General features: G+C 60.1%; 30 protein-coding genes. 27 read left to right on the top strand and 3 right to left on the bottom strand.

Annotated elements, in window-relative coordinates; all coding sequences use genetic code 11:
* Positions 1–571: 571 nt before the first annotated feature.
* From ACZ9HU_RS11210 to ACZ9HU_RS11160, 11 genes are all read left to right on the top strand, one after another.
* Positions 572–1216: a DUF6745 domain-containing protein gene (locus ACZ9HU_RS11210; protein WP_476104969.1), complete on the top strand. Its 645-nt coding sequence runs from the start codon at positions 572–574 to the stop codon at positions 1214–1216.
* Between the two features lie 31 nt (positions 1217–1247).
* Positions 1248–1595 (top strand): hypothetical protein, encoded by a 348-nt coding sequence (locus ACZ9HU_RS11205; protein ID WP_476104968.1) that lies wholly within the window; start codon positions 1248–1250, stop codon positions 1593–1595.
* Positions 1595–2023 (top strand): DUF4326 domain-containing protein, encoded by a 429-nt coding sequence (locus ACZ9HU_RS11200; protein ID WP_476104967.1) that lies wholly within the window; start codon positions 1595–1597, stop codon positions 2021–2023. Before ACZ9HU_RS11205 ends, ACZ9HU_RS11200 begins: the two co-directional genes overlap by 1 nt.
* Positions 2020–2754: a hypothetical protein gene (locus tag ACZ9HU_RS11195; RefSeq protein ID WP_476104966.1), complete on the top strand. Its 735-nt coding sequence runs from the start codon at positions 2020–2022 to the stop codon at positions 2752–2754. Before ACZ9HU_RS11200 ends, ACZ9HU_RS11195 begins: the two co-directional genes overlap by 4 nt.
* Positions 2751–3539, top strand: coding sequence for an ATP-binding protein (locus ACZ9HU_RS11190; RefSeq protein WP_476104965.1), 789 nt, complete (start codon positions 2751–2753; stop codon positions 3537–3539). The genes ACZ9HU_RS11195 and ACZ9HU_RS11190 overlap by 4 nt, the downstream gene beginning before the upstream one ends.
* The gene (locus ACZ9HU_RS11185) at positions 3536–3742 is read left to right on the top strand and encodes a hypothetical protein (protein ID WP_476104963.1); all 207 of its coding nucleotides are present in this window, start codon (positions 3536–3538) and stop codon (positions 3740–3742) included. Before ACZ9HU_RS11190 ends, ACZ9HU_RS11185 begins: the two co-directional genes overlap by 4 nt.
* Positions 3739–3996 carry a DUF2312 domain-containing protein gene (locus ACZ9HU_RS11180; RefSeq protein WP_476104962.1) on the top strand — a complete coding sequence of 86 codons (258 nt, stop codon included), beginning with the start codon at positions 3739–3741 and terminating at the stop codon, positions 3994–3996. Before ACZ9HU_RS11185 ends, ACZ9HU_RS11180 begins: the two co-directional genes overlap by 4 nt.
* Positions 3993–4544 (top strand): hypothetical protein, encoded by a 552-nt coding sequence (locus tag ACZ9HU_RS11175; RefSeq protein ID WP_476104961.1) that lies wholly within the window; start codon positions 3993–3995, stop codon positions 4542–4544. The genes ACZ9HU_RS11180 and ACZ9HU_RS11175 overlap by 4 nt, the downstream gene beginning before the upstream one ends.
* Before the next feature lie 47 nt (positions 4545–4591).
* Positions 4592–5068: a Gp49 family protein gene (locus ACZ9HU_RS11170; protein ID WP_476104960.1), complete on the top strand. Its 477-nt coding sequence runs from the start codon at positions 4592–4594 to the stop codon at positions 5066–5068.
* A gap of 140 nt (positions 5069–5208) precedes the next feature.
* On the top strand, positions 5209–5526 hold the full coding sequence (locus ACZ9HU_RS11165) for a hypothetical protein (protein WP_476104958.1): 318 nt from the start codon (positions 5209–5211) through the stop codon (positions 5524–5526).
* A gap of 3 nt (positions 5527–5529) precedes the next feature.
* Positions 5530–6849 (top strand): hypothetical protein, encoded by a 1320-nt coding sequence (locus ACZ9HU_RS11160; RefSeq protein WP_476104957.1) that lies wholly within the window; start codon positions 5530–5532, stop codon positions 6847–6849.
* Positions 6850–7040: 191 nt separating this feature from the next.
* Here the strand turns inward: ACZ9HU_RS11160 and ACZ9HU_RS11155 are convergent, their stop codons facing one another.
* The 3 genes from ACZ9HU_RS11155 to tenA all read right to left on the bottom strand — a co-directional run bounded on the left by ACZ9HU_RS11155 (position 7041) and on the right by tenA (position 9145).
* Complete coding sequence (locus ACZ9HU_RS11155) at positions 7041–7322, bottom strand: SOS response-associated peptidase family protein (RefSeq protein WP_476105127.1); 282 nt, start codon at positions 7320–7322, stop codon at positions 7041–7043.
* A 75-nt stretch (positions 7323–7397) separates the two neighbouring features.
* A complete protein-coding gene (locus ACZ9HU_RS11150; protein ID WP_476104956.1) occupies positions 7398–7637 on the bottom strand; it encodes a hypothetical protein in 240 nt (79 codons plus the stop codon).
* Positions 7638–8482: 845 nt separating this feature from the next.
* Positions 8483–9145, bottom strand: a complete 663-nt coding sequence (gene tenA, locus ACZ9HU_RS11145; RefSeq protein ID WP_476104954.1) for a thiaminase II — start codon at positions 9143–9145, stop codon at positions 8483–8485.
* Positions 9146–9526: 381 nt separating this feature from the next.
* Between tenA and ACZ9HU_RS11140 the strand changes: the two genes are divergently transcribed.
* From ACZ9HU_RS11140 to ACZ9HU_RS11065, 16 genes are all read left to right on the top strand, one after another.
* Complete coding sequence (locus tag ACZ9HU_RS11140) at positions 9527–11197, top strand: GH35 family beta-galactosidase (RefSeq protein ID WP_476104952.1); 1671 nt, start codon at positions 9527–9529, stop codon at positions 11195–11197.
* A 62-nt stretch (positions 11198–11259) separates the two neighbouring features.
* Positions 11260–12063 carry a hypothetical protein gene (locus ACZ9HU_RS11135; protein ID WP_476104951.1) on the top strand — a complete coding sequence of 268 codons (804 nt, stop codon included), beginning with the start codon at positions 11260–11262 and terminating at the stop codon, positions 12061–12063.
* Between the two features lie 129 nt (positions 12064–12192).
* Complete coding sequence (locus tag ACZ9HU_RS11130; protein ID WP_476104950.1) at positions 12193–12693, top strand: c-type cytochrome; 501 nt, start codon at positions 12193–12195, stop codon at positions 12691–12693.
* A gap of 441 nt (positions 12694–13134) precedes the next feature.
* On the top strand, positions 13135–14013 hold the full coding sequence (locus tag ACZ9HU_RS11125; protein WP_476104948.1) for an ATP-grasp fold amidoligase family protein: 879 nt from the start codon (positions 13135–13137) through the stop codon (positions 14011–14013).
* A 106-nt stretch (positions 14014–14119) separates the two neighbouring features.
* Positions 14120–14494, top strand: coding sequence for an SOS response-associated peptidase family protein (locus ACZ9HU_RS11120; RefSeq protein WP_476104947.1), 375 nt, complete (start codon positions 14120–14122; stop codon positions 14492–14494).
* Positions 14495–14696: 202 nt separating this feature from the next.
* Positions 14697–15020, top strand: coding sequence for a hypothetical protein (locus tag ACZ9HU_RS11115; RefSeq protein ID WP_476104945.1), 324 nt, complete (start codon positions 14697–14699; stop codon positions 15018–15020).
* Between the two features lie 332 nt (positions 15021–15352).
* Positions 15353–17281 (top strand): ATP-binding protein, encoded by a 1929-nt coding sequence (locus tag ACZ9HU_RS11110; RefSeq protein WP_476104944.1) that lies wholly within the window; start codon positions 15353–15355, stop codon positions 17279–17281.
* Entirely contained in the window at positions 17278–19473 is a 2196-nt protein-coding gene (locus ACZ9HU_RS11105) for a two-component system response regulator (protein WP_476104943.1), read from the top strand. The genes ACZ9HU_RS11110 and ACZ9HU_RS11105 overlap by 4 nt, the downstream gene beginning before the upstream one ends.
* Before the next feature lie 186 nt (positions 19474–19659).
* Positions 19660–19968, top strand: a complete 309-nt coding sequence (locus ACZ9HU_RS11100; protein WP_476104941.1) for an STAS domain-containing protein — start codon at positions 19660–19662, stop codon at positions 19966–19968.
* The gene (locus tag ACZ9HU_RS11095; protein WP_476104939.1) at positions 19965–20333 is read left to right on the top strand and encodes a response regulator; all 369 of its coding nucleotides are present in this window, start codon (positions 19965–19967) and stop codon (positions 20331–20333) included. Before ACZ9HU_RS11100 ends, ACZ9HU_RS11095 begins: the two co-directional genes overlap by 4 nt.
* Positions 20330–22312, top strand: coding sequence for a chemotaxis protein CheA (locus ACZ9HU_RS11090; RefSeq protein WP_476104938.1), 1983 nt, complete (start codon positions 20330–20332; stop codon positions 22310–22312). The genes ACZ9HU_RS11095 and ACZ9HU_RS11090 overlap by 4 nt, the downstream gene beginning before the upstream one ends.
* Complete coding sequence (locus ACZ9HU_RS11085) at positions 22309–22800, top strand: chemotaxis protein CheW (protein WP_476104936.1); 492 nt, start codon at positions 22309–22311, stop codon at positions 22798–22800. Before ACZ9HU_RS11090 ends, ACZ9HU_RS11085 begins: the two co-directional genes overlap by 4 nt.
* Before the next feature lie 47 nt (positions 22801–22847).
* Positions 22848–24536 (top strand): methyl-accepting chemotaxis protein, encoded by a 1689-nt coding sequence (locus ACZ9HU_RS11080; RefSeq protein WP_476104934.1) that lies wholly within the window; start codon positions 22848–22850, stop codon positions 24534–24536.
* Positions 24533–25018, top strand: coding sequence for a chemotaxis protein CheW (locus ACZ9HU_RS11075; protein WP_476104932.1), 486 nt, complete (start codon positions 24533–24535; stop codon positions 25016–25018). The genes ACZ9HU_RS11080 and ACZ9HU_RS11075 overlap by 4 nt, the downstream gene beginning before the upstream one ends.
* A gap of 5 nt (positions 25019–25023) precedes the next feature.
* Positions 25024–25881: a CheR family methyltransferase gene (locus ACZ9HU_RS11070; RefSeq protein ID WP_476104931.1), complete on the top strand. Its 858-nt coding sequence runs from the start codon at positions 25024–25026 to the stop codon at positions 25879–25881.
* Positions 25882–25886: 5 nt separating this feature from the next.
* Positions 25887–26957 carry a protein-glutamate methylesterase/protein-glutamine glutaminase gene (locus ACZ9HU_RS11065; protein WP_476104930.1) on the top strand — a complete coding sequence of 357 codons (1071 nt, stop codon included), beginning with the start codon at positions 25887–25889 and terminating at the stop codon, positions 26955–26957.
* Positions 26958–26966: the final 9 nt, after the last annotated feature.

The raw sequence follows: 26966 nt of genomic DNA, 5'->3' as shown, positions 1-26966 counted from the left end.
GCCCAGCCCATTCGTCCTGTCCTTCGCCAGCGGCTTCTCCGCCGCGCGCTGGCACATTACCAAGACGGGCTTTCAACATGGGGCCGCGACTAGGGACGCGACTAGGGACGCGACTAGGGACGCGACTTGGGCCGCGACTAGGGACGCGACTAGGGCCGCGACTTGGGCCGCGACTTGGGCCGCGACTAGGGACGCGACTAGGGACGCGACTTGGGACGCGACTAGGGACGCGACTAGGGACGCGACTAGGGCCGCGACTAGGGCCGCGACTAGGGCCGCGACTAGGGACGCGACTAGGGACGCGACTAGGGACGCGACTAGGGACGCGACTTTGGCCGCGACAGAGGCCGCGACTTGGGCCGCGACTAGGGACGCGACTTGGGCCGCGACTAGGGCCGCGACTTGGGCCGCGACTAGGGACGCGACTAGGGCCGCGACTAGGGACGCGACTAGGGACGCGACTAGGGACGATCTATCCCAATGGTACGTAATTCCCGGTGATATGCGCTCCTGCGCTGCCGCCTTGGGGGTTGGGGACTTCGGATTGCAATGCGCCGCGCGTGCTTGGAGCATGTGGACGGGCGGCAATCAATATTCGAGCGCCGATGCGCTGATCAGCTTTTTTCAGGATATCGCTCAGCTTCCCCTCGACTATTCCACCTATGCCCACTGGCGCGCCCTATGCGAACACAGTGGCCCACGTATCATGCATCCCGACTTCTGCATGATTTCGGATCGTCCGGAAATTCTAATGGTGGACGAAGCCAATCGTCCTCACGGCGAAACCGGCCCGTTCTGCCGCTGGCGCGATGGCAGCGCGCTTTATAGCTGGCATGGCACCCGCATTCCGGCGCGCTGGATCGAGCAACGCACCGCGCTCGACCCAGCAGAAGTCATTAAAGCCACCAACGTCGAACAACGCGCCGCCGGCGCCGCAATCGTCGGTTGGCCGCGCATGCTGACCAAACTCAAATCGAAACTGGTCGATGACAGCGGATCGCCCGACATTGGCCAGTTGATCGAGATTAAGCTCCCCGGCCTCGACCAGCCCGGACGCTTCCTCAAAGCTGAATGCCCGCGCAACGGCACTATCGTCGAAGGTGTTCCGTTCGTCTCGGACATCGATGGCCTGCCCATCGAAACCGCTATCGCCGCGCAGGCTTGGCGCATCGGCGATCCTCAATCCGAATATGCCCATCCGCCCCGCCGCACCTGATTTTGGCCGGGCTTTTCAAAGGAGAGTAAACATGAAGCGTATCATTGGTGCCCAGGGTGAAATCACCATCATCGAAATCGATGCGATGCCCGAAGGTGTCGAAACCAAGCCGGTCGAACGCACCGAAAAGGGCTGGATCATCAGCCACAGCGAAAGCGGGCATCACCATATCCTGACGGGTGGCGATGTGCTGGAGCGTACCAGCGGCGTGCCCGCTGGGATGCAGGTGCTTTACGCCCTTCTCGATGGCCCCGCCGAACTGGTGCAGGATGCAGCCACCCCTCATGGCAGCTACGCTCTGCGCAGCGGGCTTTATGAATTTCGCATCGCCCGCGAATTTGATCCTTTCGCGGAACAGTCCCGGCGGGTGGCGGATTAATGCCGCACGTTTCGGCCATTCGGAACGGGGGCCTGCGCCCCCGTTCAACCCTTCACGCCAGGCCGCAACGCATCCAGCGCTCGCGGCGGCGGGGTTATCGTCAACCCGAAGGCGCAATCTATGTCGGTCGGCCAACGCTATGGGGCAACCCGTTTGAACATCTGCGCTGGGGCCATGCAAAAGCGACCATCCTGCATCAGAACTGGCTCGATGGTCGCCTTGGCGCCCTCACTTTGGAACGTATGGGCTTTTGCCCCAATGAAATCGAAGCGCTGGAGCGCCTGCGCGCTCGCGTTCTGACCAGTCTGCATACTCTGGCTGATCACGATCTTTCCTGCTGGTGCCCTCTATCCAGCGACTGGTGCCACGCCGCCACCCTCCTGCGCATGGCACCCGCCTATGCCGATCTGGAAAGGCATGCGCTGTGACCGCCAACCGCTCCCCCGCCGTCATGGCCCAGCGCGCCCCGGCGCCCGACGCGCTCGACTATTTCCCGACGCCCCCATGGGCCACGCGCGCCCTGTGCGAATGGCTGCGCCTTCGTCGCATTATCTTGCATATCCGCCGCGCATGGGATCCGGCCTGCGGCGAACTGCACATGGCCCGCGTCCTGGGCGAATATTTCTACGAGGCGCTGGCCTCGGACGTTCACCAGTATGGCGCCAACGAGATTTGCGATTTCCTCGCGCTCAAATCCTATGCGCCGCGAACGCCGGTCGAATGGATCATCACCAATCCGCCCTTCCTTTTGGCCGAACAGTTCATCGCCACGGCCTTGGACCACGCGCTTGAAGGTGTGGCCATGCTGGTCCGCACATCCTTCCTTGAAGGACAGGACCGCTATCGCAACATCTTTGCGGGCGAGAACCGGCCATCCCACGTCCTGCAATTTTCCGAACGCGTGGGCATGTTCAGAGGGCGCGTGATCGAGGTCGGCAAACCCGATCCGTTCAACCTCGATGACAAGGGCCAACCGCGCAGCGCCTCCACGGCCACCAGCTATTGCTGGCTGGTCTGGGACAGCAAGGCACCCGCCATGCGCCCCACCGAACTCCACTGGATCGCCCCCTGCCGCACCCAACTGGAGCGGCCCGGCGACTACCCCGCCTATCCCGAACAATGGGCCAAAATCGCGCCCGCAACAGGAGGTTTGTTGTGACCAACACCCACCCCACCGCCATTGTCTACGGCCCGCAGGGCTGCGGCAAATCCACCCACGCGCATGAAATTGCCCACCGCCTGCGCATCCCGCGCTCCAACATCATCGACGACGCCGAAATCACGCGGTCGCGCCAGATCAAGCCGGGCTTCCTCCACCTGACGCATATCCCGCCCTTCGGCTTGTCTTTGCCGAAAGGCTGCATCGTCATGCCCTATTCCGATTTCGGCTTCCCCGATCTGCGCCCCGATGCGGGCGAAGCGATCCCCGTCTATCGCGGCGGCCCAAATGACAAGCCCACCGTCACCATGGAATCCCCCGCCGAAACGCGGGCGGCCAATAGCGCGCGATTGCGGCCCTTTGGGCTTGATATGAGGACGACGGGCTTGGGTGTGCTTAGTGATCAATCGCCCAACGGACTACCGCGTTTTAAAAATGAAAATTTCACGCCCCTGCCGCCGCCGTCGCCAGAGGACGTTGCCCGCATGCGCCTTACCAACGAGATCGAGCGGGAACGCCGCCGCCAGATTGAGGCCGAAGGCTATAGCCACACAGATGACGACGTGCTGGCCAAAGGCGAACTGGCATCCATGGCCGCCGCCTATGCTGCCATGGCCGCCAACGATGAACGCGCCAGCATGCAATGCTGGCCGTGGGATGATCCCGCCCCCAAAAGCCTCGCCAGCCCGCCCCGCCGCGCCCTTATCATCGCGGCCGCCCTGATCCTCGCCGAAATCGAACGTCTCGACCGCCTGACGGCACAGCCGAAAGGGGAGGGCGCATGATCCACCTCCAATGTCGCGGCGCATGGGCGCCCGTCGACCGCCACGCCAAGAACCGCAAGCTGGTGCAGGTCCGCCTGCATGATGTCGCCGCCGATGCCATGCGTATGGCTCTGGCCCGGTGGGACAGCGAAACCCAAAACTGGCTCGATACGGGCACCGGCCAGCCCCTTTCCTTCACCCCCACGGAGTATCTGCGGACATGAGCAACCATGGCCACAACAGCGGCATGGCCGCCGACGAACGCCTGCGCCTGCTGATCGAACGCATCGAACGGCTGGAGGAGGAAAAGAAGGGCATCGCCGACGACATCAAGGACGTTTACAACGAGGCCAAGGCCACCGGCTACGACCCCAAGGCGATGCGCTCCGTTGTCCGCATCCGCAAGATGAAGCCGGAAGACCGCCGCGAACAGGAAGCCATCCTTGAGGTCTACCTGTCCGCCATGGGCATCGAATGATGGCCGCCCGCTTCATCCCGCCCGTTCACTTCGCCGCCCTGCGCGCCGCCGATGGCATCACCCCCGATGCCATCGCGGCCGAGCTGACGCGCGAAGCGACGCACCGCGAGGCGGTTTACAAAACCGAGGTGGCCAAAGGCCGGATGACGCGGGCGCAGGCCGATTACGGCGTGTCGATTTTTCAGACCATGGCGGCGGACATGGCGCGCATTGGCGCCGCCACGCCGCCCGCGCCGGACCCGCGCTTCCCATGGGGCGAACGCCGCGATGCGCTGAACCGCGAACTGGCCTTTCGCGCCCGCATCTATCCCGAATGGATTGCCAAAGGCCGCCTGACCCCGACCGACGCCGCGCGCCAGAACGCCATGCTCGCCGCCGCGCTCGATGCCTATGAGGGCGGCTGGGATATGCCCACCGACGATCGCGCGCGCGGCACACAGATCTATGTCGATTTCCTGCTGCGCCGCGAACTGGCCACGCCCGATACCCTGCGCGCCGCCTATCCCAATTGCAGCCTTCCGGCCGAGCAACAATCGCTGGCCGTCTGACCCGTTCCGCGCCCGGCGGTTCCGGGCATTTTATGAAAGCCATAACAATGAACAGTGACAGTCTCGACGCAGCCGAAACCTATGCTGCGGCTAATGCTCCGGCGCCCCGCGTCACCTTGGCGGATATCAAAGCCAACATCGCGGCCGAGGCGTATTTCACTGCCGGACAGGCGGGTGCGGCTTTGGGCTTGCCCATGCATGAATCGACCAACCTTTTGACCCTTTGCATCCTCACCACGCACAACGGCTATACGATTATCGGCAAGAGCGCTCCGGCCAGCCCAGAAAACTTTGATGCCCAAAAGGGCCGCACTTTTGCCTATGAAGATGCCGTGCAACAACTTTGGCCGCTTATGGGCTACGCCCTGCGCGCGGCTTTGGCCATGCCGGTCAATGATGCTGGTATGGGCACCATGCCTGAACCTAAGCAGGCCGAAGCCAGCACGAACCCTGCCGCCCCGGCGCCCGCCGACAACCCCGAAGGCGCCCCGGCCATGGTTGCCGCCACGGATCACGCGGCCTAAACCGCGCGATAGGGTCAATGGGCAGGCTCACCCGTTTGAGCCGCCTCGACAGCACGCCCATTGACCCGCCCGCAGCTTTGATTCATACCCTGCGCTCCGGCGTCGGAACCGTCCGCGCCAAGGGTCAAAGGACCACACACATGATCGATCCCGAAGAACAGCTTAAAACCTTTCGCCTGGCCGTCACACTGCTGGGCGGCCAACGAAGCGCCGCCGCCGCCATGACCGCCGTTTCCGGCATGAGCATGAACGAACGCACCATGCGCGCCCTGTGGACCGGTGAACGCACCCTGCACGAAGGCTACCTGCGCGACATCGCCAAGGCCCTGATTGCCCATGCCGACGCCTGCCGCGCGATCGAGCGCAAACTCTCCCCCGCCTTCGCCGGAAACCTGACCACCGATCAGGCCACCAAGCCCCCGCACAACCGCACCAACCTGCGCAGGAAGGAGGCTTGACCCATGGCCAAAATCTCCATCCCCTGCCTTGTCGGCAAAAATAACAAGGCAGGCATCACCAGTTGGTTCTGGCAACCCAGCGCCACATTGAAGGCCGCCGGCTGGAAATCCAAACCGCTGGGCAAGGATATGCGTGCCGCTCTGGCCGAGGCCGAAAGGATCAACCTATCGGTCGAACAATGGAAGCTGGGCGGCGAACGCCCCGCCGAAATCACCCGCCGCGCCGTCATCGGCACATTGTCCAGCCTGATCGACCGCTATCGCAAGGAACGGGTGCTGGGCATCAACCAGCTTACCGGCAAACCATGGGTCAAGGCCAGCACGGCGGCGGGCTATGAAACCGGACTGAAACGGCTCGACATGTGGGCGGGCAAACAACCGCTGGCCTTTTTCACGCCCGCGCGCGTAACGGTCCTGCGCAACGCCTCACTGCATCCCGATACCGGCATCGGCCACGCGGCCACGCTCAACCTTTTGCGCACCGGGCGCCAGCTTTTCGCCTTTGCCGAAAGCGTCGACATCATCCCCAAGGGTTCCAACCCCTTTACCGATTTCGACCTTGGCGCCGTGCCCGCCCGCAACGGCGTGTGGGAGGACGAGGACGAGGCCGCCTTTATCGCCGCCGCCTATGCCATGGGCCTGCCCTCGATCGCACTGGCCGCTAAACTGGCCATCTACACCGCCCAGCGCGAGGCCGACCTTCTGGCCATGAACGAGGCCCAGATCAGGCCCATGCCGATCCTCAACCCCCTGATCGCCCAGCGCCTTGCCGCGCCCGACGGCACCGTCTGGGGCTGGCAATTCGGACAGGGCAAGAGCAACGGCACTACGCTGATGCAGATCCCGCTCGAACCGGAACTGCTGGCCGAGGTGCAGGACGCGCTGCGCGCCAACCGCGCCCGCGATCGCGTGGCCAAACCGCAACGGTTGCTGTCCTATGTGCTGGTCGATGACCGCACCAACATGCCCTGGCATCTGGACGCCAAGGGCGAACCACGCAAGGGCGACGGCCACAAGCGCGCCTTCATCAAACAATGGACCCGCGTGGCCACCCGCGCCGCAAAGGATGCCAACCGCCCCCATATCACCGATCTGGTCTGGCATGATTTCCGCCGCACCCGCGTGGTGCGCCTGCGCCGCATGGGCATGGCCCCCGACATGATCGCCAGCATCACCGGCCACTCACCGCGCTCGATCGAAATGATGCTCAAGGTCTACGGCCCCATCGACCCCACCATCACCGCCGCCGCCATCGTCAGCGCCATGCCCGCGCTGCCGGTTGAGCAAGAAGACCATTCCAACGGAACCGCAAAAACCGCGTGATATTGGAATGAATTTTTGTAAATTTCCATTAAGAATCAATGCTGTTTAAATATTCCTAATCTGAGGGCCATGGGTTCGAATCCCGTCGGGTGCACCATTTTTTCAAGGGTTTAGGGCATTTTTCGTTTGGGCTGTTTTCCTCGCCTAAGCCGTTAGTAAGCACATAGTAAGCACCAGAGCGATTTTCGCGCCTAAAGGTCAAAAGATGCTTGGGGGGGGGGATTCGCGGCCTTTGCGCTCCAAGGGCCTGCGGTATTTTCCACAAGCATTTTTAATGCCGGAAAGGGGCAATCAAATTTATACAGTTCGGGCAAGGGCGCGGTTAGCCAAATCCGCCACTGGTATGGGGCTAGGATAACTGGTGATCGGTCATGGATGTGCGCAAGTTCGGGCGTGTTGTCGGTCATGACGCCGGTATAGCAGTCGCCCCATTCATCAGATCGGTGATGGCTTGCAGGTCGCCGTGTTGGTATCTGCTGCCCATCGCCTAGCCTTCATGGCTATTCTAATATATTCCGACGATGACCCTGTATTTTCGAATAGTTTGTCTAGGGCTTGGCGCAAAATGCCTTAGCTTGGTTCGCCAATTCAATCTCGCCATATTGTAGCGCCACGGCAATCGCCTTTGGGCAATCACCGGCTGCTAGCAAGTCGCCTACGTCTTTTCGCAGGCCTTCACGAAAACGCGCCTTGTCGGCTGCAATCTCCGCTTGCGCTCTAGCATATTGCTCTTGTTGCGCCGCCTCGCGCTGACGCCTGATCGCCTGCCCTTGCAGATAGCCTTGCATAAAGGAATTGCCAAAATCTGGCATAGGAGACGGTTGCACTAGTGGCGCTATGGGTGGCGGAGGGGCTTGCGTTGTGGTGTTGCACTGAACCGTATTGCCGACGCGATAGTAGCTTGTGCTTGAATTTTGCGCGCTACTACCCGTTGACCACCCGAGGGCCGCGCACATCGTCACCGTCATTAAAGTCCGCTTTTCTATCATTCGCCTGCCCTTCGTCACTATGTGCCAGCGTGACAATCTCTTCTGCACTGGCGCGCAACAGGCGTAAAGACATTGCGCCTATTGGGTGCATGGCCTGTGCGCAAATAGCTCTGATAGCCCGCGTTCCGATGCGCGAAGGGATCGGCCATGTATTCCCAAAATTTCTTGCAATGCCAATCGAGTGGCACGCCAGTTTGCGCCATCCATGCTAAGGCCAATTTCTGCCCCCAAATCCGTTCCACTGGCCCATGATACGCTTGGGCAAGAGCATCCTCTAAGACACACGAAGGGCAAGGCGGTTAAGGTCATCACGAGTGAGCTGCTGCGCCAAAATCAGGCCCTTTCCCCCAGCGACCACGATTCCGTCGTCCAAATCATCCACTCCCTAGCCACCAGCGCCGCCAGCCCCCGCGTCAACGAAAGCCGCATCAGCGACGCCGATTGGTTTGGGGAGGAGGAGGTGCCTCAGCTTGTGGCCAGAAACCCACCAGTCCAAGCGTAGAGCGACCGAGGCAGGTTTCGACCAACTATCGCCGTTCGTCCATCGCCCCCAATGGCTGCCTGTGACGGAAGCGGCCGTTGTGGCTTGTCGTCGTGACGAGACCGTCGGGGATGGCCGCCATGGGAAGTCTCGAAGGGACCACTCAGATCGGCCAGGTCTCACGCCGGTAGGCGGAATCCCAGAACATCCATTCGTAGCGCGTGGCGGTTCGGAAGGCGGTCGCCATTGCGGCGCGGGTTGCCGGGGTGGCGTTGTCGGCGGCCTCGTCCACCAGTGCGCGAACGCGATCGGTTGCCTCGCCGAAGGAGGGAGCGGCGTAGGTATCGATCCATGCTGCATAAGGATTGGGCGAGGCAGCGCGCGGCTTGATGTCGCAGCCGACTTCCCAATAGACCCAGAAGCAGGGGAGGATGCCCGCGATCAGTTCCTCGTAGCTGCGCGTTGCGGCAAGGCTGGCAAGGTAGCTGGTGTAGCCAAGGCACGCGGGCGTCGCCTCGGCCTCCCGACTCATTTCTGTGGTAACACCAAACTGTACGAAGAAGGCCTGATGTAGCGCCTGTTCCACCTGCACCGCAACCTTGGCGCCGTCCGAGAATTCGAGGCGCCCTTCGGCCGTGGGCGCGCGCGCGGCCGCGATCGCCAGTACGCGGGCATATTCTGCAAGGTATAGGCTGTCCTGCAGCATGTAGTGTCTGAAGCTCTCGGGCGGGAGCGATCCATCGGCCAACTCCGCAAGAAAGGGCTGGGCGAGGATCGCGCTGCGCAGCGGGGCGACGTCCTGCCAGATCGTGTCGCAGAAGCTCATGGGCTGGTTCTCTTCCCTTAGAAACGGCGTGTGGCGCCGAGGCCGAACTGGCGGCCGGTGTTGATCGTGAAGCTGTCGAACGGGCCATTTAGGCCACAGGCGCATAATAGTAGGATGAGTTGCTGATCAATAACAGGCCACGTTGAATCACTTCAGCGGATTTGCGGTTGAGGTGGCAGGCGACCAATTCAAGCCGCCGGGTATTTGGCACTCGAACGACCGCTTGTCTCGAAAACGGCCATACATGGGGTTGCCCCAAAGATTGAACGCACTCGGCAAATGCCCCCATTGCCATATCAGAACAATAGTCCTACTTTTGATTTATGCGCTGCTGAGCGGACATCAAAGAGGGGATGCATTGTGAAGAGGATTCTGCCGTGCTTGTTGACGGCTATTGCGGCGGGGGCGCTCTTTCCTGCTGCCCATGCCGAGGAATTGCCGGTCATCCGAAACCGCCAGCTGCTTGTGGATGGCAAACCATACCTCGCGCTTGGTGGCGAATTACACAATTCCAGTGCCTCCAACTCCGACTATATGCGGCCGGTATGGGACAAATTGAAAGCAATGCACGTCCGCACGGTGGTCAGCACGGTGAGTTGGGAAGACTTCGAACCGCAGGAAGGCCGTTACGATTATGCTCTGATCGATGCCCAGATTGCGCAGGCCCGAAAGCACAATTTGCGGCTGGTGCTGATCTGGTTTGGAGCGTTCAAGAATGCCAGTTCGACCTATGCGCCCACTTGGGTGCGCGCCAATCCAGCCCGTTTCCCCCGTGCCGTTGCGCGGGGACAGTTCGCGGAGGCCTTCACCTATCCCGGCGCCATGCCCAAGCCTGTGCTGTCGGTTTTCTCGCCCGAACTGCTGAATGCTGATCGGCGCGCCTTTGCCGCTTTCATGAAACATCTGGCGCAGGTCGATCCCGATCATCGCGTCATCATGGTGCAGGTCAACAACGAAACCGGCATGTTGCATGACAGCCGGGACCGCTCACCGCTGGCCAATGCGGCATGGGGACAGCAGGTACCCTCGCCTCTGCTGAAGTATCTCGCCGCTCATCGGCAGGATTTGCGTCCTGAACTGGCGCAATTGTGGGCGCGTCAGGGGCGCCGCAGCACCGGAACCTGGGCGCAGGTCTTTGGCACGGACTGGCAGGCTGACGAGGTCTTTATGGCGTGGCATTTCGCCCGCTATATGGAGGCGCTGGCCGCAGAGGGCAAAAAGGCCCTGCCTTTGCCCATGTATGTCAATGGGTGGCTGGGGCCGCAGGAAGGGCAGCCGATCGCGGGCCAATATCCCAGCGGCGGTCCGGCCAAGCGGGTGCTGGACATATGGAGGGCTGCGGCCCCATCGCTCGACATGCTCTCGCCCGATATTTACGTGCCGGATGCCAAGGAACCGCTGGCCGATTATGACCACGCGGGCAATCCACTCTTTGTGCCCGAGGCGCAATTCCGCACCGGCAATCTGTTCTGGGCCTTGGGCCAGCATGGCGCGCTGGGCTATTCCGTCTTTGGCATCGAGGATGGCAAACCCGACAGCCAGTTGGCGCAGGCCTATGCACTGCTTGCAAATATGGATGGCGTCATTACGCGGGCACAGGCGGAAAAGCGTATCGCCGGTATCCTGATCGACGATGGCAAACCGGCCGAAATCCATTTAGGCGGCTATACGATCACGGTGCGCGAAACGCAGGGGCTGCTCAAGCAAATGTTGCTGGATGCTGGCCTTCAGGCGCCCCTTGCGCCCGCACCTTTGCCCAGCGAGACCGAGCATGGCCAGCCAGCGCCGGGGGATGGCCGCCCGTTCGGCCTTGTCATCGATGAGGGCAAAGGCTGCTTTCTGGTGATGGGCCGGGGCTTCACTGTAGATTTTGCCGACAAGGCGGGCCTTGCCGAAATCGACAGGGTCGAAGAAGGCCGCTTCGACGAAAAGGGCTGGAAGGCAGGACGCGTCATCAATGGTGACGAACGCCTAACCATTATTCCTATGGACCGCATCGGTCTGGTGCGCATCCGCCTTTTGCGAAGGGCAGGCATGCATTATGGATTATAGCACCCAGTACCGGCTTGATTTTAAGGCAGTTTGGCTTCACTCACAGGGTATAGGGGGATCGAATGCTGCCAATTCTTGCCATGTTGCTTGCTTCATCTGCGGTACCAGACAGTATGGTCGCGGTTCCAGTATCGCATGGAACGATTCAGTCCGCAGACATGGCGATTCCCGTCAGCGATTCTGTGCGCGCAGCAACTTGGGATAGCATGGCGGTCAAGCCAGATAAGCCTGTGCATTTTCGAGTGGCCTGTATTGTCATTGGCTCATTCGGATTGCCCGGGGCGTGCGTGCCAGCATCCAGCGTCGATGAAAATGGAAAGACTATTAATTGGGCCAAGGCCAGGGACGATTATGACCAATGGGAGCGAACTGCGGATCCCAAAGATGTTGCCTTGCTGCGTGTTGTCACAGAGCGGCTGAATGCTGCTCGGGCGCCGAAATCGCGTATCGCCAAATCCCTATTCGCAATACAGTTCTTTGATGAGGTCGTTAGCCCCGAAGATGCACGCGCACCATATGCGCTCGGTGATGCTTTAGCATTTAGCGACATCAAGCTGACCAAGCCGATAGATGGGGCATTGCTAAGTTGGCTTTACCCGACGGCTGCTCTGCGCAATGGCGTATCGGCCCAGGTCTTGTTGGTTTGTGATATTCAACCAAATTTAAAATTGTTGTGCAGAGATCAAGGGCGGATCAATCTTGCGGGAACCGGAGCTATTCCCGATTCAGATAGAGCAATTCACGACTTTAGGTTTGCAACCTATCAGTTTGCCTCCACCCTACAATTGGAGCCGATGAGTTTGAAAGGTGATAGTGTGGCGGGGCGGCAATTAAAGCTCTATATGAGCTGGAAGTTGCCCGAATAGTGCTATTGCTGGGCCAGTGATGGGGGCATTGCGGAACCAAGTGCAAGTTTGGGTTGATTGTCCTAGACCAACTGGACATTCCGGGCGCTTGAGAGCAACGCGATTGGCATGAATTACCCCAGCGAATCCGTGCCCAGTCGTTCCCAAAAGACCTCATGCGCCAGCGTTTTGCCACGCCACGCCAAGGGTGTCCTGCATGGCCTTCTCTTGGGAACATTGGTCATGGTGGGTGGGTGCACGGATGATCGCCGGGAAGAGCGTCTGCGCGCTGTGGGGGCAAATCCTACGCTGGACGATTTTATGCGTGTTGCCGATGCCAAAGTCGGGGCGTCGAAATTCGATCAATGCAAAGCCTGTCATTCCTATATTGAAGGCGCGACGGATCGCGGCGGGCCGAACCTGTTCGGGGTTTATGGAAAGCCCATGGGTACGAACAGCGTGAGGTTCGGCTATACGGCGGATTTGCGCGGCAAGGGGGGCAAGTGGGACGCGGCGACGCTGGATCGTTGGATCAGCAATCCGAAAAAGATGATTCCGGGCACGTCGATGCAATTTGACGGGATAGCCGACAGGCTCGATCGGGCGGATATCATCGCCTATATTCGGCAGTTGAGTGAAGCGCCGGAGTGAGGGGTTTCGCGGGGCGGACAATGAGCATTACGCCCTCTACAACCTTACCATCTGCTTGATCCCGCCAGCATCCATCGCGGTGTCGATGCTCTCGACCAGCCAATTGGTCCCACCGACTGCCGCGTCCCATCCGTTGAGCGCGACCCGCTGATTGGGCCTGACATGCGGTATTGGCTGCTGAACTGGCCGAAGGCACGTTCTTCATCGTATTTTCCCAAGTGCCATGGCCGAGACGACCTGGTGCCTTGAAAGATCTTCGGATTAGGGTTGCTTGCCACAGAATTTCTGCGATGCGGGCTCCCAAGCGGGCATCTACGCATACCCGCTTTCAGACATTTCGGGGGGAATGCGCTTGTTATGCAGAAGCTAAGGGGATCTTGTGGTGATTTGCTCATTCTTCTGATGATAAACTTATGCGTATATCTTAAGCACCCAATGTGGATGGCACGAACAGCCTATCGGCAGAGGACACTGCCTAACATAGCCGTTCCGACCCGGTTCCGTGAAAAGCGCATATGGCGCCTGATCTTCGATCAAAACCCGTTGTTTCATCTTTTTGGCGATAAATTGGCCACCAAGGAATGGATGAAACAGCGCGCGCCCGGCCTCGAAGTCGCTCGCACTTTGTGGTCGGTGACGTCGGTATCAGAGCTACCGCTCGACGCCCTGCGCGCAGGTATTGTCGTCAAGGCAAATAGTGGATGTAATCAAAACCTTTTCCTTGGAACCGGCCAGGTCGACCCTGCTTCCATCAAGGAGATCATTAGCCAATGGTTGCGTTTGCCCTACAACGAAAAGTACGGTCGACGGTACTGGCCCAATCCCACGCAAAGAGTTTTCGGTGAAGAGGCAATCATCAGCGAAAATGGCCCGCTGGTCGATGTCAATTTCTTTTGCTGCAACGGCAAGGTTTACTTTGCGGTCGTTACAGTTGGGGAGAAGACCGAAGATGAACGGATAGCCTATTTCACTGCAGACGGTCAGCGCATCACCTCGATCATGCATGAACCCACTTACCAGCGTAACTGGCTCCCTCTCGATTTCGTGGCTCCGGTTGGTTACGCCGAGGCGGCAAAAGCAGCAGCGGCTCTATCTGTCGGAATTGACTTCATGCGGGTTGACATCATGATCGCCAACAACAGACCCTATGCCTGCGAAATGTCGCCGTTCCCTGGTTACGGTCAATATGATACCACAGCCTTGTACAAGGACTGGATCAAAAACTGGGATATCCGACTTACCTGGTTTGTCACGCAGCCTAAATCCGGCTTAACAGAGCGTTATCGCAAGGCGCTCGGCAGGCGGCTAGGTGCTAATTGAAATCAATGGGATTTTGGGGCGTGCTTTCCCAAAGGCAAAATGCCCCCAGCATAGCTTGTAGAGATGCGTGCCGAGCCGCTGCGCCTAGCGTGGAACCCTTGACTTCATGCCAGAGCCGGAATCTGCGACAGATCAACGCCGCCACATGCCGGGGAAAGAGCCCTTTGCGGTCGCGGGGCTTTGGCGGCCCACCGATGTTTGGGGCAAATGCTACACAATGGTGATGGTGCCAAGCAGCGATCAGATGACAGATGTCCACGATCGTATGCCGGTGATCCTGCGCCGCGAGGATTGGGATATCTGGCTGGACGCGTCGCCTCAGGATGCTTTTGCGCTTTGCCAAACGTGGGCCGGGCCGCTCGAGGGTGAGCGCACCGACGAGCGCTGGGCGGGCAGGCGCTATGCTGGGGCAGGGCAGGGAGCGCAGACTTTGCCTTATGCCCAAACGCCCTCGCTCCCACGCCTCGCTTTCCCCCTTTAGCTTCCGGGGCGGGGTACTCCCTATTGGCTGAACTCGCAGTCTGGGCCTCGAAGTGGGCGCCGGGGCGGCCGAGTTCCCACGCCAGTTTGGGGTCGTCAGGCAGGAGTATGCTGCCGAGGCGCGAGGTGGGGTAGGGCTGCGCTCTGACTTGCGCGTGCGGCGCACCTTTTGCAGAAAGCGATGGTGCTGCAACGTGCAGATCGTGCGAACCACCGTGGCGCGGGCCAGTCTGGCCTTGGCGCAGATCGTGTCGAGCGCGGGATCGCAGCGGCCCTTCGCGTTCACCCTTGCGTTTATCCCGCGTGTTATATTCCCGCGCGACCTGGAGCAGCTTGTCGCGCCAGCGAAGCGCGTCGGCGCTGCGCCCGCCGCGTTCAAGTTTTTGCACCTGCCAGCCCACAAGGTCGCCAATGGCATAGCCGCTTATGCGTGGGGTCCAAATCAGCCGGAAAACGGTTCGCCAATTTTCGCGGAAACCCGCAGAAATGCGTCGGCGCGGTCCAGTCCTTTGTCCATTATAAGATAATGATTTAAAGCGTTAAATAAGGTAACGTCGGGTGCAACAAAACCTCCCCCCCCCGGAATGGCAAGGTTTGACGTTGTTCATCTCCCGGATTGGGCGAATGCGTTTTTGCGCGGCGGTGTTTCTTGCATCTGGAATCATTCGATCATTTTGCAAGGAAAGATCGGAAATGTGAAATTGCAGAATATGGCGTAAAAGGATGCCGTCATGGCGATCATAAGGGGCTTAACTGGGGTTTCCATTTTTCTGTGATTTAGGTGTTATTAGGTAATCTGCTCAATATCTGCTCGACAATATTTAAAGCGAAGCCGTGGTAAAACAGTCATAACTGACTGATGAAAGGCATGGCCTTGCTGCGGTATTTTCACAATCTTCTCAATGCTCAAGGGTATGCCCCCCACGGCTTCTGCCTATTGTGGCAACCAGAGCTGATTTGGACCCATGTGCTGGCTGATGCCATCACGGCGTTGGCCTACTTTACCATTCCGGTGGCGTTGGTGATGCTGGTGCGCAAGCGGGGCGATATTGCCTTTAGCTGGGTGTTCATATGCTTTGCGGTGTTCATTTTGGCATGCGGTGCAACGCATGTCATTTCGATCATCACCTTGTGGAAGCCGATTTACGGCATTCAGGCACTGGTCAAGGCGCTGACGGCGGTGGTCTCGGTGGCGACGGCCGGGGCGCTTTGGCCATTGATGCCCAAGCTTTTGGCCATTCCGTCGCCCACGCAATTACGCATGGCCAATGAAGCCTTGGCCGCGCGCGTCTTGGAACGTGACGCCGCGATCGAGCAATTGCAGGCCGAAATCGCCGAGCGCAAAAGCATTCAGGCCCAGTTGGCCCAACAGAGCCGCGAATTGGACATTGCCCGTTCGGTGGCCGAAAGCGCCAGTCAGGCCAAGTCGAACTTTCTGGCCAATATGAGCCATGAATTGCGCACGCCGCTCAACGCGGTGCTGGGCTATGCCCAATTGCTGATGCGCGAGCGCGGACTGGAGGAACGCCACAAGCACGCGGCACAGACCATCCACGACAGCGGCGAGCATCTGCTCACGCTGATCAATGACATCCTTGACCTGTCCAAGATCGAGGCGGGCAAGTTTGAACTTTACCCGTCCAGCATTGACCTGCGCGGTTTCCTGAAGGGCATTGCGGCGATTATGCGGGTGCGGACCGAGGAAAAGGCGCTGGAATTCCATTGCGAATTGGCCAGCGATCTGCCCGAATTCGTGCTGGCCGATGAAAAGCGGTTGCGTCAGGTCTTGCTCAACCTGCTGGGCAATGCGGTCAAATTTACCGAGCGTGGCGGTATTACGCTGAGCGTCAGCGTATTGATTATCAGTGATCAGAATGTCCGCCTCAATTTTTCCGTGCGCGACACCGGCGTGGGCATTTCGGAACAGGAATTGCCCGCCATTTTCAGGCCCTTTGAACAGGTGGGCGCGACCGAGAAGCGTTCGGGCGGCACCGGCCTTGGCCTGTCGATCAGCCGCCAGTTGATCGAATTGATGGACAGCGAACTCAAGGTCGAAAGCGCACCGGGCGAGGGCAGCCTGTTCTGGTTCGACCTCGATCTGCCCGTTTCGCATGTCCAAGCGGCCACCGCGATCAGCCCTGCCGAATGCACCGGCTATCGCGGCGCGCGTCGGCGTGTGCTGGTGGTCGATGACGTCACCGCCAATCGCGAGGTTCTCAGCGCAATGTTGTCGGAACTGGGCTTTACTGTTGAACAGGCGTCCAGCGCGCAGGCCGGGATTGATCAGGCGATTGCCTCGCCGCCAGACCTGATCATGATGGACATCCGCATGCCGGTCATGGATGGGCTGGCGGCGATCCGGATCCTGTGCGCGCATGAAGGCGTGAAATCCGTGCCGATCATCGCAGTATCTTCGGGCATTTCGCCTCAGAACCAGTCCAATGCGCTGGCCGCGGGCGCCTGTTCCTTCCTGCCCAAACCATTGGATCGGGGCGAAATGATCCGTCTGGTGGGTGAGGCGACCGGCGTTGAATGGATCATGGGAGAGGGCAATCCGGTTGAACCGGAAGATGATGCCATGATCATCCCGCCTGCCGATGCGCTTGATGCTCTGCATGGCGCGGCCCTTGCCGGGAACATGCGCATGGTGCGGGCCGAGGCCGAAGCAATCGCTGCGCTCGACCCGGCCTATCGCGCCTTTGCCGATACGATCCAGCGCATGGCGCGTGCGTTTCAGTCGCAGGCCCTCTTGGCATTGATAGAGAATAATAGGGAGAAGCAGGCATGAGCGATATGTCGGGAGCCTTTGTTGCCGATATGGGGGACGTGTCGGCACAGGTTCAGACCATTTTGGTGGTCGATGACAACCCGGTCAATCTGGGCGTCGTGGGCGAACATCTGGAGGACAACAATTACAATGTGACCGTGGCCCAGGACGGATTGGAAGGGTTGAAACGCGCCGAATTTGGCCAGCCCGATCTGATCCTTCTGGACGTGATGATGCCGGGGATCGACGGGTTTGAAACCTGCCGCAGGTTAAAAGCCAATCCGTTGACGGCGGAAATTCCGGTCATTTTCATGACCGCGCTGACCGATGTGGCGGACAAGATCGCGGCCTTTCAGGCGGGCGGCGTCGATTATATCAGCAAGCCGTTCCAGACCGAGGAATTGCTGGCCCGGGTGCGCACGCACCTCAGCCTCAGGGATGCGCAAAAGACGCTGGCCGCCAAGAATGCGAAGCTGGAGCAGGAAATGGCTGCGCGGCAGATCGCCGAAGTCAGCCTGCAACGCACAGAGGTCAGCTATCGCCGCCTGTTCGAAACGGCCCCCGATGGGCTCATGTTGGTCGATGCGCTGACCGGCCAGGTGTTTGATGCCAATCCGGCGGCCTTGAATATGTTGACCGATGACCCTGCCGATGTGCTGGGCAAAAAGATTTGGGAGATTGCCGGCCTCGCCCATTTGGGGCTGGATGCGGCATTTTTGGGAGACGCGCTGCGCGGTGAAATTATCAAATATGACGATTGGAACCTGTTGGCCACCAATGGCATGATCACCCATGCCGAGGTTATTGCCCGATCCTATCAGACCGATCAGCGCAAGGTGATCCTTTACAATTTCCGCAGCATCAATGACCGCAAAGAGGCCGAGGCGCGCATTCGCTATATGGCGCTGCATGATGCGCTGACGGGTTTGCCCAATCGCACGTTGTTGACCGATCGGCTGGGACAGGCCGTCGCCCATGCCCGCCGCGCGCGCGGCAAGGTGGCGGTGATGATGCTGGACCTCGATCATTTCAAACATATCAATGACTCACTGGGTCATCACGTGGGCGATATGTTGCTGCAAACCGTGGCGGATCGATTGCGCGCCTGTCTGCGCGAATGCGATACGGCGGCCCGGCTGGGCGGGGATGAATTTGTGATCCTGCTGGGCGATGTGGAAAGCAGCGCCGATATTGACGTGGTGGCCGAAAAGGTGCTGGCTGCGCTCAAGACGCCGTTTATGATCGAGCAGCACCAATTGCATATCGGATGCAGCATTGGCGTCAGCACCTATCCCCATGATGGCGAAGATCCGGCCAAGCTGATGCGTGCGGCCGATACGGCCATGTATGACGCCAAGGGTAATGGGCGGGGCATTCACCGCCACTTTACCCCCGAAATGAACGAAGCGACGATGCGTTGGCAGGAATTGGCCAATGACATCCATATGGCCTGCGCCAATGGCGAATTCACCCTTTACTATCAGCCGCAGGTTGCGCTCGACGGTTATCAGATCACCGGGGTCGAGGCTTTGCTGCGCTGGAACCACCCAGAGCAAGGTTTGGTCATGCCCTCGGTTTTCGTGCCTTTGCTCGAAGAACTGGGCCTGATTGTCGAGGTGGGCGAATGGGCGTTGGTGCAGGCATGTCAGCAGAATATGGCGTGGCAGGCGCAAGGCCATCCCCCGATCCGCATGGCCGTCAACCTTTCGGCTCAGCAATTCTATCGCGGCGATATCGTTAAAAGCGTTAAACATGCGCTGGAAGTGTCTGGCATGGATCCGCAATGGCTTGAGCTTGAGCTGACCGAGAGCCTGACGCTGGACGATACCGAAGTCACAATAAAGATCATGAATGATCTCAAGGATCTGGGCGTCACGCTTTCGCTCGATGACTTTGGCACGGGGTGGTCGTCTCTGTCCTATCTGCGGCGTTTTCCATTGGATCGTATCAAGATCGACCGCGCCTTTATGAGCGAGGTCGCCACCGAACCCAATGCGGCGGCGGTGGTGCATGGCATCCTTAACCTTGCGCAAAGTCTTGGCCTTGGCTGTGTGGCCGAAGGCATCGAAAACAATGAACAACTTGATTACCTGAAACAACAGATCTGTGCCGACATGCAGGGTTTTCTGTTCAGCCGCCCTTTGGCCGCCGAAGATGTTTCGCGGGTTTTGGCCGAAGTGATGGGGCCAAAGCCGCTTATTGATGATCAATAAATATCCGCATAAATTCAATGTATTGTGCATGTTGCGGGCAAGGTTGTGAACTAAAATCGATTATGATTGCTCCGGGACTGCGTGAGTTTACGCAGTCCCTCTCAAAGTAACCATCTACAAGCTTCTGATACTCCTGAGTCAATGAAAGGGCGCCTGAATAGGCCTTTGACGGGGTTAGGCTTGATTATGGCAACATTGGTACGACTGGCACCGCAGGTGACGCTGCAAACGGTTTCGGCAGCCTATGAGGCGCTGTGCGAGGCATTCGCGGCCGGACAGGACGTCGACCTTGACGTCGACCAACTGGAGGAGGGCGATCTGGGCGTGGTTCAATTGATTTTGGCCGCCCGCGCCGAAGCCGACCGCAACCATCGCCATTTCCGCCTGACGGCTTCGGCCAACCCGGTGCTGATCTCCTTGCTCAACCGGTCGGGTCTCTATCCTCAGACACCCGCCGATGTCGATTTCTGGTTCCATGGAGTAATCCCTGCATGAGCGCGACCATCCTTACCGTTGATGATTCCTCCAGCCTGCGCATGGCGGTGCGGATCGCGCTGACCGGCGCGGGCTATACCGTGACGGAGGCCAATGATGGCATGGAAGGCCTGACCAAGGCCGGAGCCCAGCGGTTCGACATGATTATCACCGACCTCAACATGCCGCGCATGGACGGGCTGACGATGATCCGCGAAATCCGAAAGTCGGGCAAGCAGACCGGCGTTCCGATCATCTTCCTGACCACGGAAAGCGATGACGGGATCAAGGGACAGGCCAAGGCCGCCGGCGCGACCGGCTGGCTGGTCAAACCGTTCAACGCCGACCAATTGGTCAAGATCGCCCGAAAGGTGCTGGGCCGATGAGCGAAGACGATCCAGTCGCCGCCTTTAGGGTCGAGGCCGCGGACCTGCTCGATCAGGTGGAGCGCGCCTTGCTCGATCTGGCCGGGGATTCGACCAGCAGCGCGCTGGTCGATGAAGTGTTTCGCGGCCTGCACACTCTGAAAGGCTCGGGCGCGATGTTCGGGTTTGAGGCGCTGGCCCGTTTCACCCACCATTGTGAAACCGCCTTTGACCGCGTTCGCAAGGGCAAGGCCGAAGCCTCGCAGGCGCTGATCGGCGTGGTTCTGTCGGCCCGCGATCACATGCAGGCGCTGATCGATGTCGGCACGCAGGGCGATCCGATGCTGGAAACGGCGGGCGATGCGATTCTGGCCGCGCTGGAAAAGGCGGTGGCCGATGGCGAAGGCGTCGCCATCCCCCGCCGCATCGAGGAAGCCGAGCGCAAGGGCTGGCACATTTCCTTCAAGCTGCCCCCCGGTTCGATGGCCAATGGCACCAATCCTTTGCCTTTGCTGGATGAATTGCGCGGGCTGGGCGATTGCCGGATCACGCCGCGGCTGGATGAATTGCCGCCCTTGGCCAGCATGGTTCCCACCGAATGCTATATCTATTGGGACATCGTGGTCGAAGGCGACGTGACGTGTGAGGACATCGAGGATGTCTTCATCTTTGTCATCGACGACATGGATCTGGCGATCACGCCGCTGGTCGATGAACCCGAACCGGAGGTCACCGAAAAGGAAGTCCCGGTGGCCACCGTCGTCACCGCGCCCCAACCGACAGCCAGCAAGACCGCCCCGGCGGCGCAGGAAAGCGTACGCGTTGCCGCCGAAAGGCTGGACGAATTGATGAACCGCGTGGGCGAGCTGGTCATCGCGCAAAGCCGTCTGGCCCAGCTGGCGGGCATGTCGGGGCCGGTCAATGAATTGACCCTGCGCGCGGTGTCGGAGGATATCGAGCGCCTGTCCGCCGAATTGCGCGACACCACCATGGCCATGCGCATGATGCCGGTGGGCAATCTGTTCAGCCGTTTCCGCCGTCTGGTCCACGATCTGGCGCGGGAAACCGGCAAGACCATCGAATTGGTCACCGAAGGCGAAGCGACCGAGGTGGACAAGACCGTGATCGAGCGTCTGGCCGATCCGATGATCCACCTGATCCGCAATTCCTGCGATCACGGTCTGGAAATGGCCGACGAACGCGTCGCTTCGGGCAAGCCTTCGACCGGTCGCCTGACCCTTTCGGCGCGACAGGCGGGGGGCGAGGTGTTGATCGCCATCACCGACGACGGGCGCGGCATCAACCGCGAACGCGTGCGCGCCAAGGCCGAATCGCAGGGCTTGATCCAGCCCGGCGCGCTGTTGGGCGATGCCGAATTGTTCCAGATGATCTTTCACCCCGGATTTTCGACGGCGGCGGCGATCACCAACCTGTCCGGGCGCGGCGTTGGCATGGATGTGGTCAAGCGCAGCATTGAATCCTTGCGCGGCACGATCGACATTTCCAGCCAGGACGGTCGCGGCACGACGATGACGCTGCACCTGCCGCTGACGCTGGCGATCATCGAATGTATGCTCGTGCGGGTGGGCGAAGGGCGTTATGCAATCCCGCTGTCCGTGGTCGAGGAATGTATCGAACTGCCCGCCAGCGAGGTGACCTCGACGGCCAAGCGCAACTTCCTCGACGTGCGTGGCGAACTGGTGCCCTATGTCCGGCTGCGCGACAGTTTCGGCACCGATTATCCCGCCGACCTGTTCCAGAAAGTCGTCATTGTCGGACAGGGGCGCGGCCGCGTCGGTCTGGTCGTCGATCAGATCATCGGCAACACCCAGACCGTCATCAAATCGCTCTCGCGCTTTCATGCGGGGCAAGGCTGTTTTTCGGGCGCCACCATCCTTGGCGATGGCAGCGTGGCGCTGATCCTTGATGTGTCGACGCTGATTGTCGGTGCGCAAAAGAACCAGCGCCTGCTGGCCGAACGGGCGGGGGAAGTGGCATGAACATGATGAATGGCGTTCCTGTTCCCGAACGGGTGCTGACCTTTGCGCTGGATGGCGAAATGTTTGCCATTGATGCGCAGGCCGTGCGCGAAATCCTTGAGGTTCCGCCCATTACGCGGGTGCCGGGCGCGCCTTCCTTTGCCAATGCTCTGATCAATGTGCGCGGGGCGATTGTGCCGATGGCCGATCTGGCCGTGGCCTTTGGCATGGCCAAAATCGACCATGGTGAGGACACGCGCGTTATCGTCATCGAGGCCGATGTCGAAGGCGAACCCACCACGATTGGCGTGGTTGCGGACAAGGTGCTGGACGTGGCCGCCATGGAGGGCGTTCCCATCGAGGAAGCGCCGCCCGTCGGCATGCGTTGGCGGGCCGATTTCATCCGCGCGATTGCCCGGCCCAACGGGCAATTCGTCATCCTGCCCGATCTTGAACTGATCTTTGCCGAAAGCCTGGCCCAGTCCGCACGGCAACATAACATCAATTGATCGCCGCCCCTAAATTCCAGAGGCCCCAAATTCCAGAGGATTGCCTTATGAAACTTACCCTTAGGACGAAATTGGCGGCGGCCTTTTCTGCCGTCCTGCTGCTTTCCACGGTGCTGGGCATCGTGGGCATTTTCAACATGAGCAAGATCAACGATCAGGCAGTCGAGATCAACACCAACTGGATGCCCAGCATCGATTTGATCCACACGATCGATACGGGCACGTCGGATCTGCGCGTCAATGAATTGACCCATGTGGCCAACACCGATCAGGCCAAGATGGCCGAGGTTGAAAAGGACACCGATCGTTTGCTCAAGGCGATTGCCGACACGCGCGCAAAATATGCGGCGCTGATTTCATCGCCGGAGGAAAAGGCGGTTTATGACCGATTTTCCCAGAAATATGAGCAGTTTCTGGTGATCCATAATGAGATCATCCAGCATTCGCGCAAGAATGAGAATGATGATGCGCACCGCAAAATCTTCTCGTCCAAGCCGCTGTATGATGACTTTTCGACTGACCTGAAAACGCTGGTCAAGATCAACGTCGATGGCGGCGCGGCCACGGCCAAGATGGCGGCGGAAACCTATACCAATGCGCGGCTGATGTTCCTTGCCATCATGGTTCTGGCCATTGTGGTCGGGGTTGGCGCGGCGGTCGTCGTCATCCGCAGCGTGATGAAGCAATTGGGCGGTGAACCCGATTATGCCCGCGATGTGATCAGCAAGATTGCCGAAGGCGACCTGACCGTGCGCGTGGAGACCAAGGATGGCGACACGACCAGCCTTCTGGCCAGCGCGCGCGACATGGTGAACAAGTTGGCGCAGGTGATCGGCAATGTGTCGAGCGCGGCGGACAATGTCGCATCGGGTTCGCAGCAAATGTCGGCAGGCGCCGAAACCCTGTCGCAAGGCGCCACTGAACAGGCCGCCAGCACCGAGGAAGCATCCAGTTCGATCGAGGAAATGGCCGGCAACATCAAGCAGAACGCCGACAATTCCGCCCAGACCGAAAAGATCGCCCGCCAATCGGCCAAGGACGCCGAAGTCAGCGGCGCCGCCGTCAGCAAGGCCGTCGTGGCCATGCAGACCATCGCGTCAAAGATCAGCATTGTTCAGGAAATCGCCCGTCAAACCGACCTGCTGGCGCTGAACGCCGCGGTCGAGGCGGCGCGGGCGGGCGAACATGGGCGCGGCTTTGCCGTGGTGGCCTCCGAAGTGCGCAAACTGGCCGAACGCAGTCAAGTGGCGGCCAGCGAAATCAGCACCCTGTCGACCGACACCGTCAAGGCGGCCACCGAAGCGGGCGAGATGCTGACCAAACTGGTGCCCGACATTCGCCGCACCGCCGAACTGGTGGCGGAAATCAGCGCGGCGTGCCGCGAACAGGACATCGGTTCGGCCCAGATCAACACCGCGATCCAGCAATTGGACAAGGTGACGCAGCAAAACGCCGGTTCGTCCGAGGAAATTTCCGCGACCGCCGAGGAACTTGCTTCGCAGGCCGAGGAATTGCAGGCCAGCGTCGCTTTCTTCCGCACCGACAACAAATCGCATGTCGCGCCGGTCAAGAAGGCCGCCAAGCCCGTCCGCAAGGCGCCGGTCGCACGCCCCACATTCCGCGCCCCGCGCGTGAATACTGTGGCCCATCAACAGGACCGCGTGCGCGGCTTTGCCCTCGATCTGGATCAGGGTGGACCTGACGCCGACGACCTCGATTTCGAGCGCGTGGCATGAGCGGGGACGGCGCCGTGCAGGCAGTCACTTTCAGCATCGGGGCTGAAATCTTCGCCGTTCCGGTCGAGCAGGTGCGCGAGATCCTGGATTATCAGGAATCGTTCCACCTGCCCGGCGCGCCGGAACATTTCCTTGGGTTGATCGACGTACGCGGGTTGGGCGTGCCCACCATCGACCTGCGGCTGCGCCTTGGCCTGCCGCGGGCCGAACCCACGCCTTTGACGCGCATTCTCATCCTTGAGGTGCCGCGTGAAGGGGAAACGATCGTGTTGGGTCTGGTCATCGACCGGGCGCTGGTGGTCAATGCCTATCCGCGCGACACCATCGAAAAGGCGCCCGATATCGGCGTGCGCTGGCGTTCCGATTACATCACCGGGGTCATTCGTCAGGATGGCGGCTTTGTCGTGCTGATCGACATTGCCAAGGTTTTGACCAGTCAGGATGCGGCCATGATCGGCCAATCGACCGAAAGGGCGGCATAAACATTATGTCCGGCAAGGCTCTCGCACTGGATACAGGTACCGGGTCCATCGGTGACCGGCAATTCCGGCAGATCGCGGCCTATATTCAGGCCCAAACCGGGATCAAGATGCCGGCGACCAAGGCCCAAATGATCGAGGGTCGCCTGATCCGGCGCGTGCGCGAGGGCGGCTTTTCCAGCATCAATGAATATTGCGAACACATCCTGTCGGGCTATGCCACGGATGAGGCGGTCGATGATTTCATCAACGCCATCACCACCAACAAGACCGACTTTTTCCGCGAACCGGGCCATTTCGATTACATGGCGCAAAAAATCCTGCCCGAAATGCAGGCCGAAGGGCGGCGGCGGATCCGGTGCTGGAGTTCGGCCGCATCGACCGGGATGGAGGCCTATACGATGGCCATGATGCTGGCCGATTTTGTCGGCACGCGTAAGGATATGGAATATTTCATCCTGGCCACCGACATTGACACCAATGTTTTGGCCGAGGCGCGGCGGGGGATTTATCCGGTGACCGCGCTTGCGCCCGTGCCGTCGCAATTGCGCGCGCGCTATGTCGCCGCCGCCCGCGATCCGCGCCGCGGCGAAGCCCGCATCATTCCCGAATTGCGGCGCAAGGTGGGCTTTGCCCGGTTGAACCTGATGGATGAGAAATATCCGGTTGGCGAACCGATGGACATTATCTTTTGCCGCAACGTGTTGATCTATTTCGAGCGTGATACGCAATACAAGGTCATCTCACGCCTTTGCGACAATCTGCGCCCCGGAGGCCATTTGATCCTTGGCCATTCGGAATCGATCCATGGCTTTGATCTGCCGCTCACCACCGTGGCCAACACGGTGTTCAGGAAAAAGGGGTAAGGCTGATGCCCAAGATCCGTGTCTTGATCGTCGATGATTCGGCCAGCGTGCGCCAGATGATGACAAAGATCCTGTCCGCCGATCCCCAGATTGAGGTGATCGCGGCGGCCAGCGACCCTTTTGCCGCGGCGCGCTATATCAAGGATGAATTGCCCGATGTGGTGACGCTGGATGTGGAAATGCCGCGCATGGACGGCATCACGTTCCTGCGCAAATTGATGAGCCAGTGTCCGGTGCCGGTGGTCATGTGTTCATCGCTGACCGAGGATGGTTCCGAAACCTTGCTGCAGGCGCTGGAGGCGGGCGCTGTGGACATCATCCTCAAGCCGCAGGCCGGGGTGGCCGATTTCCTTGCCGAACAGCATCAGCGCATCCGCGATGTGGTCAAAGGCGCCGCCCGCGCCCGCGTTTCGGCGCGCAACGAACGCACGATGATCAAGCCCCAGCAAAAGCTGACCGCCGACGCGGTTCTGCCGCCGCCGGGCACGCGGGCGATGAGCCGGACCACCGAACAGATCGTGTGCATCGGCGCCTCCACCGGCGGGACCGAGGCGTTGCGTGAAGTGTTGGAAGCTCTGCCCGCGAACTCGCCCGGCATTGTCATTGTCCAGCATATGCCGGAACATTTTACGCGATCCTTTGCCCAACGTCTCAATGACTTGTGCGAGGTTGATGTCAAAGAGGCCGAAGATGGCGACACCGTCATGCGCGGCCATGTGCTGATCGCGCCGGGGGGGCGCCATACGCTGCTGACCCGTCAAGGCGCGCGATATACGGTCAGTGTGCGCGAAGGGCCGCTGGTGTCGCGCCACCGGCCTTCGGTCGATGTTCTGTTCCGTTCGGCGGCGCAATCGGCGGGCAGCAATGCCGTCGGCGTGATCCTGACCGGGATGGGCGATGATGGGGCGCAGGGCATGCTGGAAATGAAGCAGGCCGGCGCGCGCACCATTGCCCAGGACGAAGCCACCAGCATCGTCTTTGGCATGCCCAAGGAAGCCATCGCTCGCGGTGCGGTCGACCGGGTCGTACCGCTGGGCAATGTGGCGCGTGAACTGCTCCACGCGGCCTCGAAATAAGGGAAACTT

Source organism: Novosphingobium sp. Sphag1I (genome assembly GCF_056279125.1).
Note: the sequence above shows the minus strand (reverse complement) of the source record. Positions and strands in the feature narration are given on the sequence as shown.

Bases quoted from the DNA above. Each gene is read 5' to 3' on its own strand.
- ACZ9HU_RS11080 (WP_476104934.1), top strand. From the start codon at position 22,848: ATGAAACTTACCCTTAGGACGAAATTGGCGGCGGCCTTTTCTGCCGTC.
- ACZ9HU_RS11150 (WP_476104956.1), bottom strand. From the start codon at position 7,637: ATGCAAGGCTATCTGCAAGGGCAGGCGATCAGGCGTCAGCGCGAGGCG.
- ACZ9HU_RS11085 (WP_476104936.1), top strand. From the start codon at position 22,309: ATGAACATGATGAATGGCGTTCCTGTTCCCGAACGGGTGCTGACCTTT.
- ACZ9HU_RS11075 (WP_476104932.1), top strand. From the start codon at position 24,533: ATGAGCGGGGACGGCGCCGTGCAGGCAGTCACTTTCAGCATCGGGGCT.
- tenA (WP_476104954.1), bottom strand. From the start codon at position 9,145: ATGAGCTTCTGCGACACGATCTGGCAGGACGTCGCCCCGCTGCGCAGC.
- ACZ9HU_RS11170 (WP_476104960.1), top strand. From the start codon at position 4,592: ATGAACAGTGACAGTCTCGACGCAGCCGAAACCTATGCTGCGGCTAAT.
- ACZ9HU_RS11185 (WP_476104963.1), top strand. From the start codon at position 3,536: ATGATCCACCTCCAATGTCGCGGCGCATGGGCGCCCGTCGACCGCCAC.
- ACZ9HU_RS11070 (WP_476104931.1), top strand. From the start codon at position 25,024: ATGTCCGGCAAGGCTCTCGCACTGGATACAGGTACCGGGTCCATCGGT.
- ACZ9HU_RS11205 (WP_476104968.1), top strand. From the start codon at position 1,248: ATGAAGCGTATCATTGGTGCCCAGGGTGAAATCACCATCATCGAAATC.
- ACZ9HU_RS11065 (WP_476104930.1), top strand. From the start codon at position 25,887: ATGCCCAAGATCCGTGTCTTGATCGTCGATGATTCGGCCAGCGTGCGC.
- ACZ9HU_RS11100 (WP_476104941.1), top strand. From the start codon at position 19,660: ATGGCAACATTGGTACGACTGGCACCGCAGGTGACGCTGCAAACGGTT.
- ACZ9HU_RS11180 (WP_476104962.1), top strand. From the start codon at position 3,739: ATGAGCAACCATGGCCACAACAGCGGCATGGCCGCCGACGAACGCCTG.
- ACZ9HU_RS11210 (WP_476104969.1), top strand. From the start codon at position 572: ATGTGGACGGGCGGCAATCAATATTCGAGCGCCGATGCGCTGATCAGC.
- ACZ9HU_RS11200 (WP_476104967.1), top strand. From the start codon at position 1,595: ATGCCGCACGTTTCGGCCATTCGGAACGGGGGCCTGCGCCCCCGTTCA.
- ACZ9HU_RS11125 (WP_476104948.1), top strand. From the start codon at position 13,135: ATGGCACGAACAGCCTATCGGCAGAGGACACTGCCTAACATAGCCGTT.
- ACZ9HU_RS11175 (WP_476104961.1), top strand. From the start codon at position 3,993: ATGATGGCCGCCCGCTTCATCCCGCCCGTTCACTTCGCCGCCCTGCGC.
- ACZ9HU_RS11105 (WP_476104943.1), top strand. From the start codon at position 17,278: ATGAGCGATATGTCGGGAGCCTTTGTTGCCGATATGGGGGACGTGTCG.
- ACZ9HU_RS11135 (WP_476104951.1), top strand. From the start codon at position 11,260: ATGCTGCCAATTCTTGCCATGTTGCTTGCTTCATCTGCGGTACCAGAC.
- ACZ9HU_RS11120 (WP_476104947.1), top strand. From the start codon at position 14,120: ATGCCAGAGCCGGAATCTGCGACAGATCAACGCCGCCACATGCCGGGG.
- ACZ9HU_RS11090 (WP_476104938.1), top strand. From the start codon at position 20,330: ATGAGCGAAGACGATCCAGTCGCCGCCTTTAGGGTCGAGGCCGCGGAC.
- ACZ9HU_RS11110 (WP_476104944.1), top strand. From the start codon at position 15,353: ATGAAAGGCATGGCCTTGCTGCGGTATTTTCACAATCTTCTCAATGCT.
- ACZ9HU_RS11165 (WP_476104958.1), top strand. From the start codon at position 5,209: ATGATCGATCCCGAAGAACAGCTTAAAACCTTTCGCCTGGCCGTCACA.
- ACZ9HU_RS11095 (WP_476104939.1), top strand. From the start codon at position 19,965: ATGAGCGCGACCATCCTTACCGTTGATGATTCCTCCAGCCTGCGCATG.
- ACZ9HU_RS11160 (WP_476104957.1), top strand. From the start codon at position 5,530: ATGGCCAAAATCTCCATCCCCTGCCTTGTCGGCAAAAATAACAAGGCA.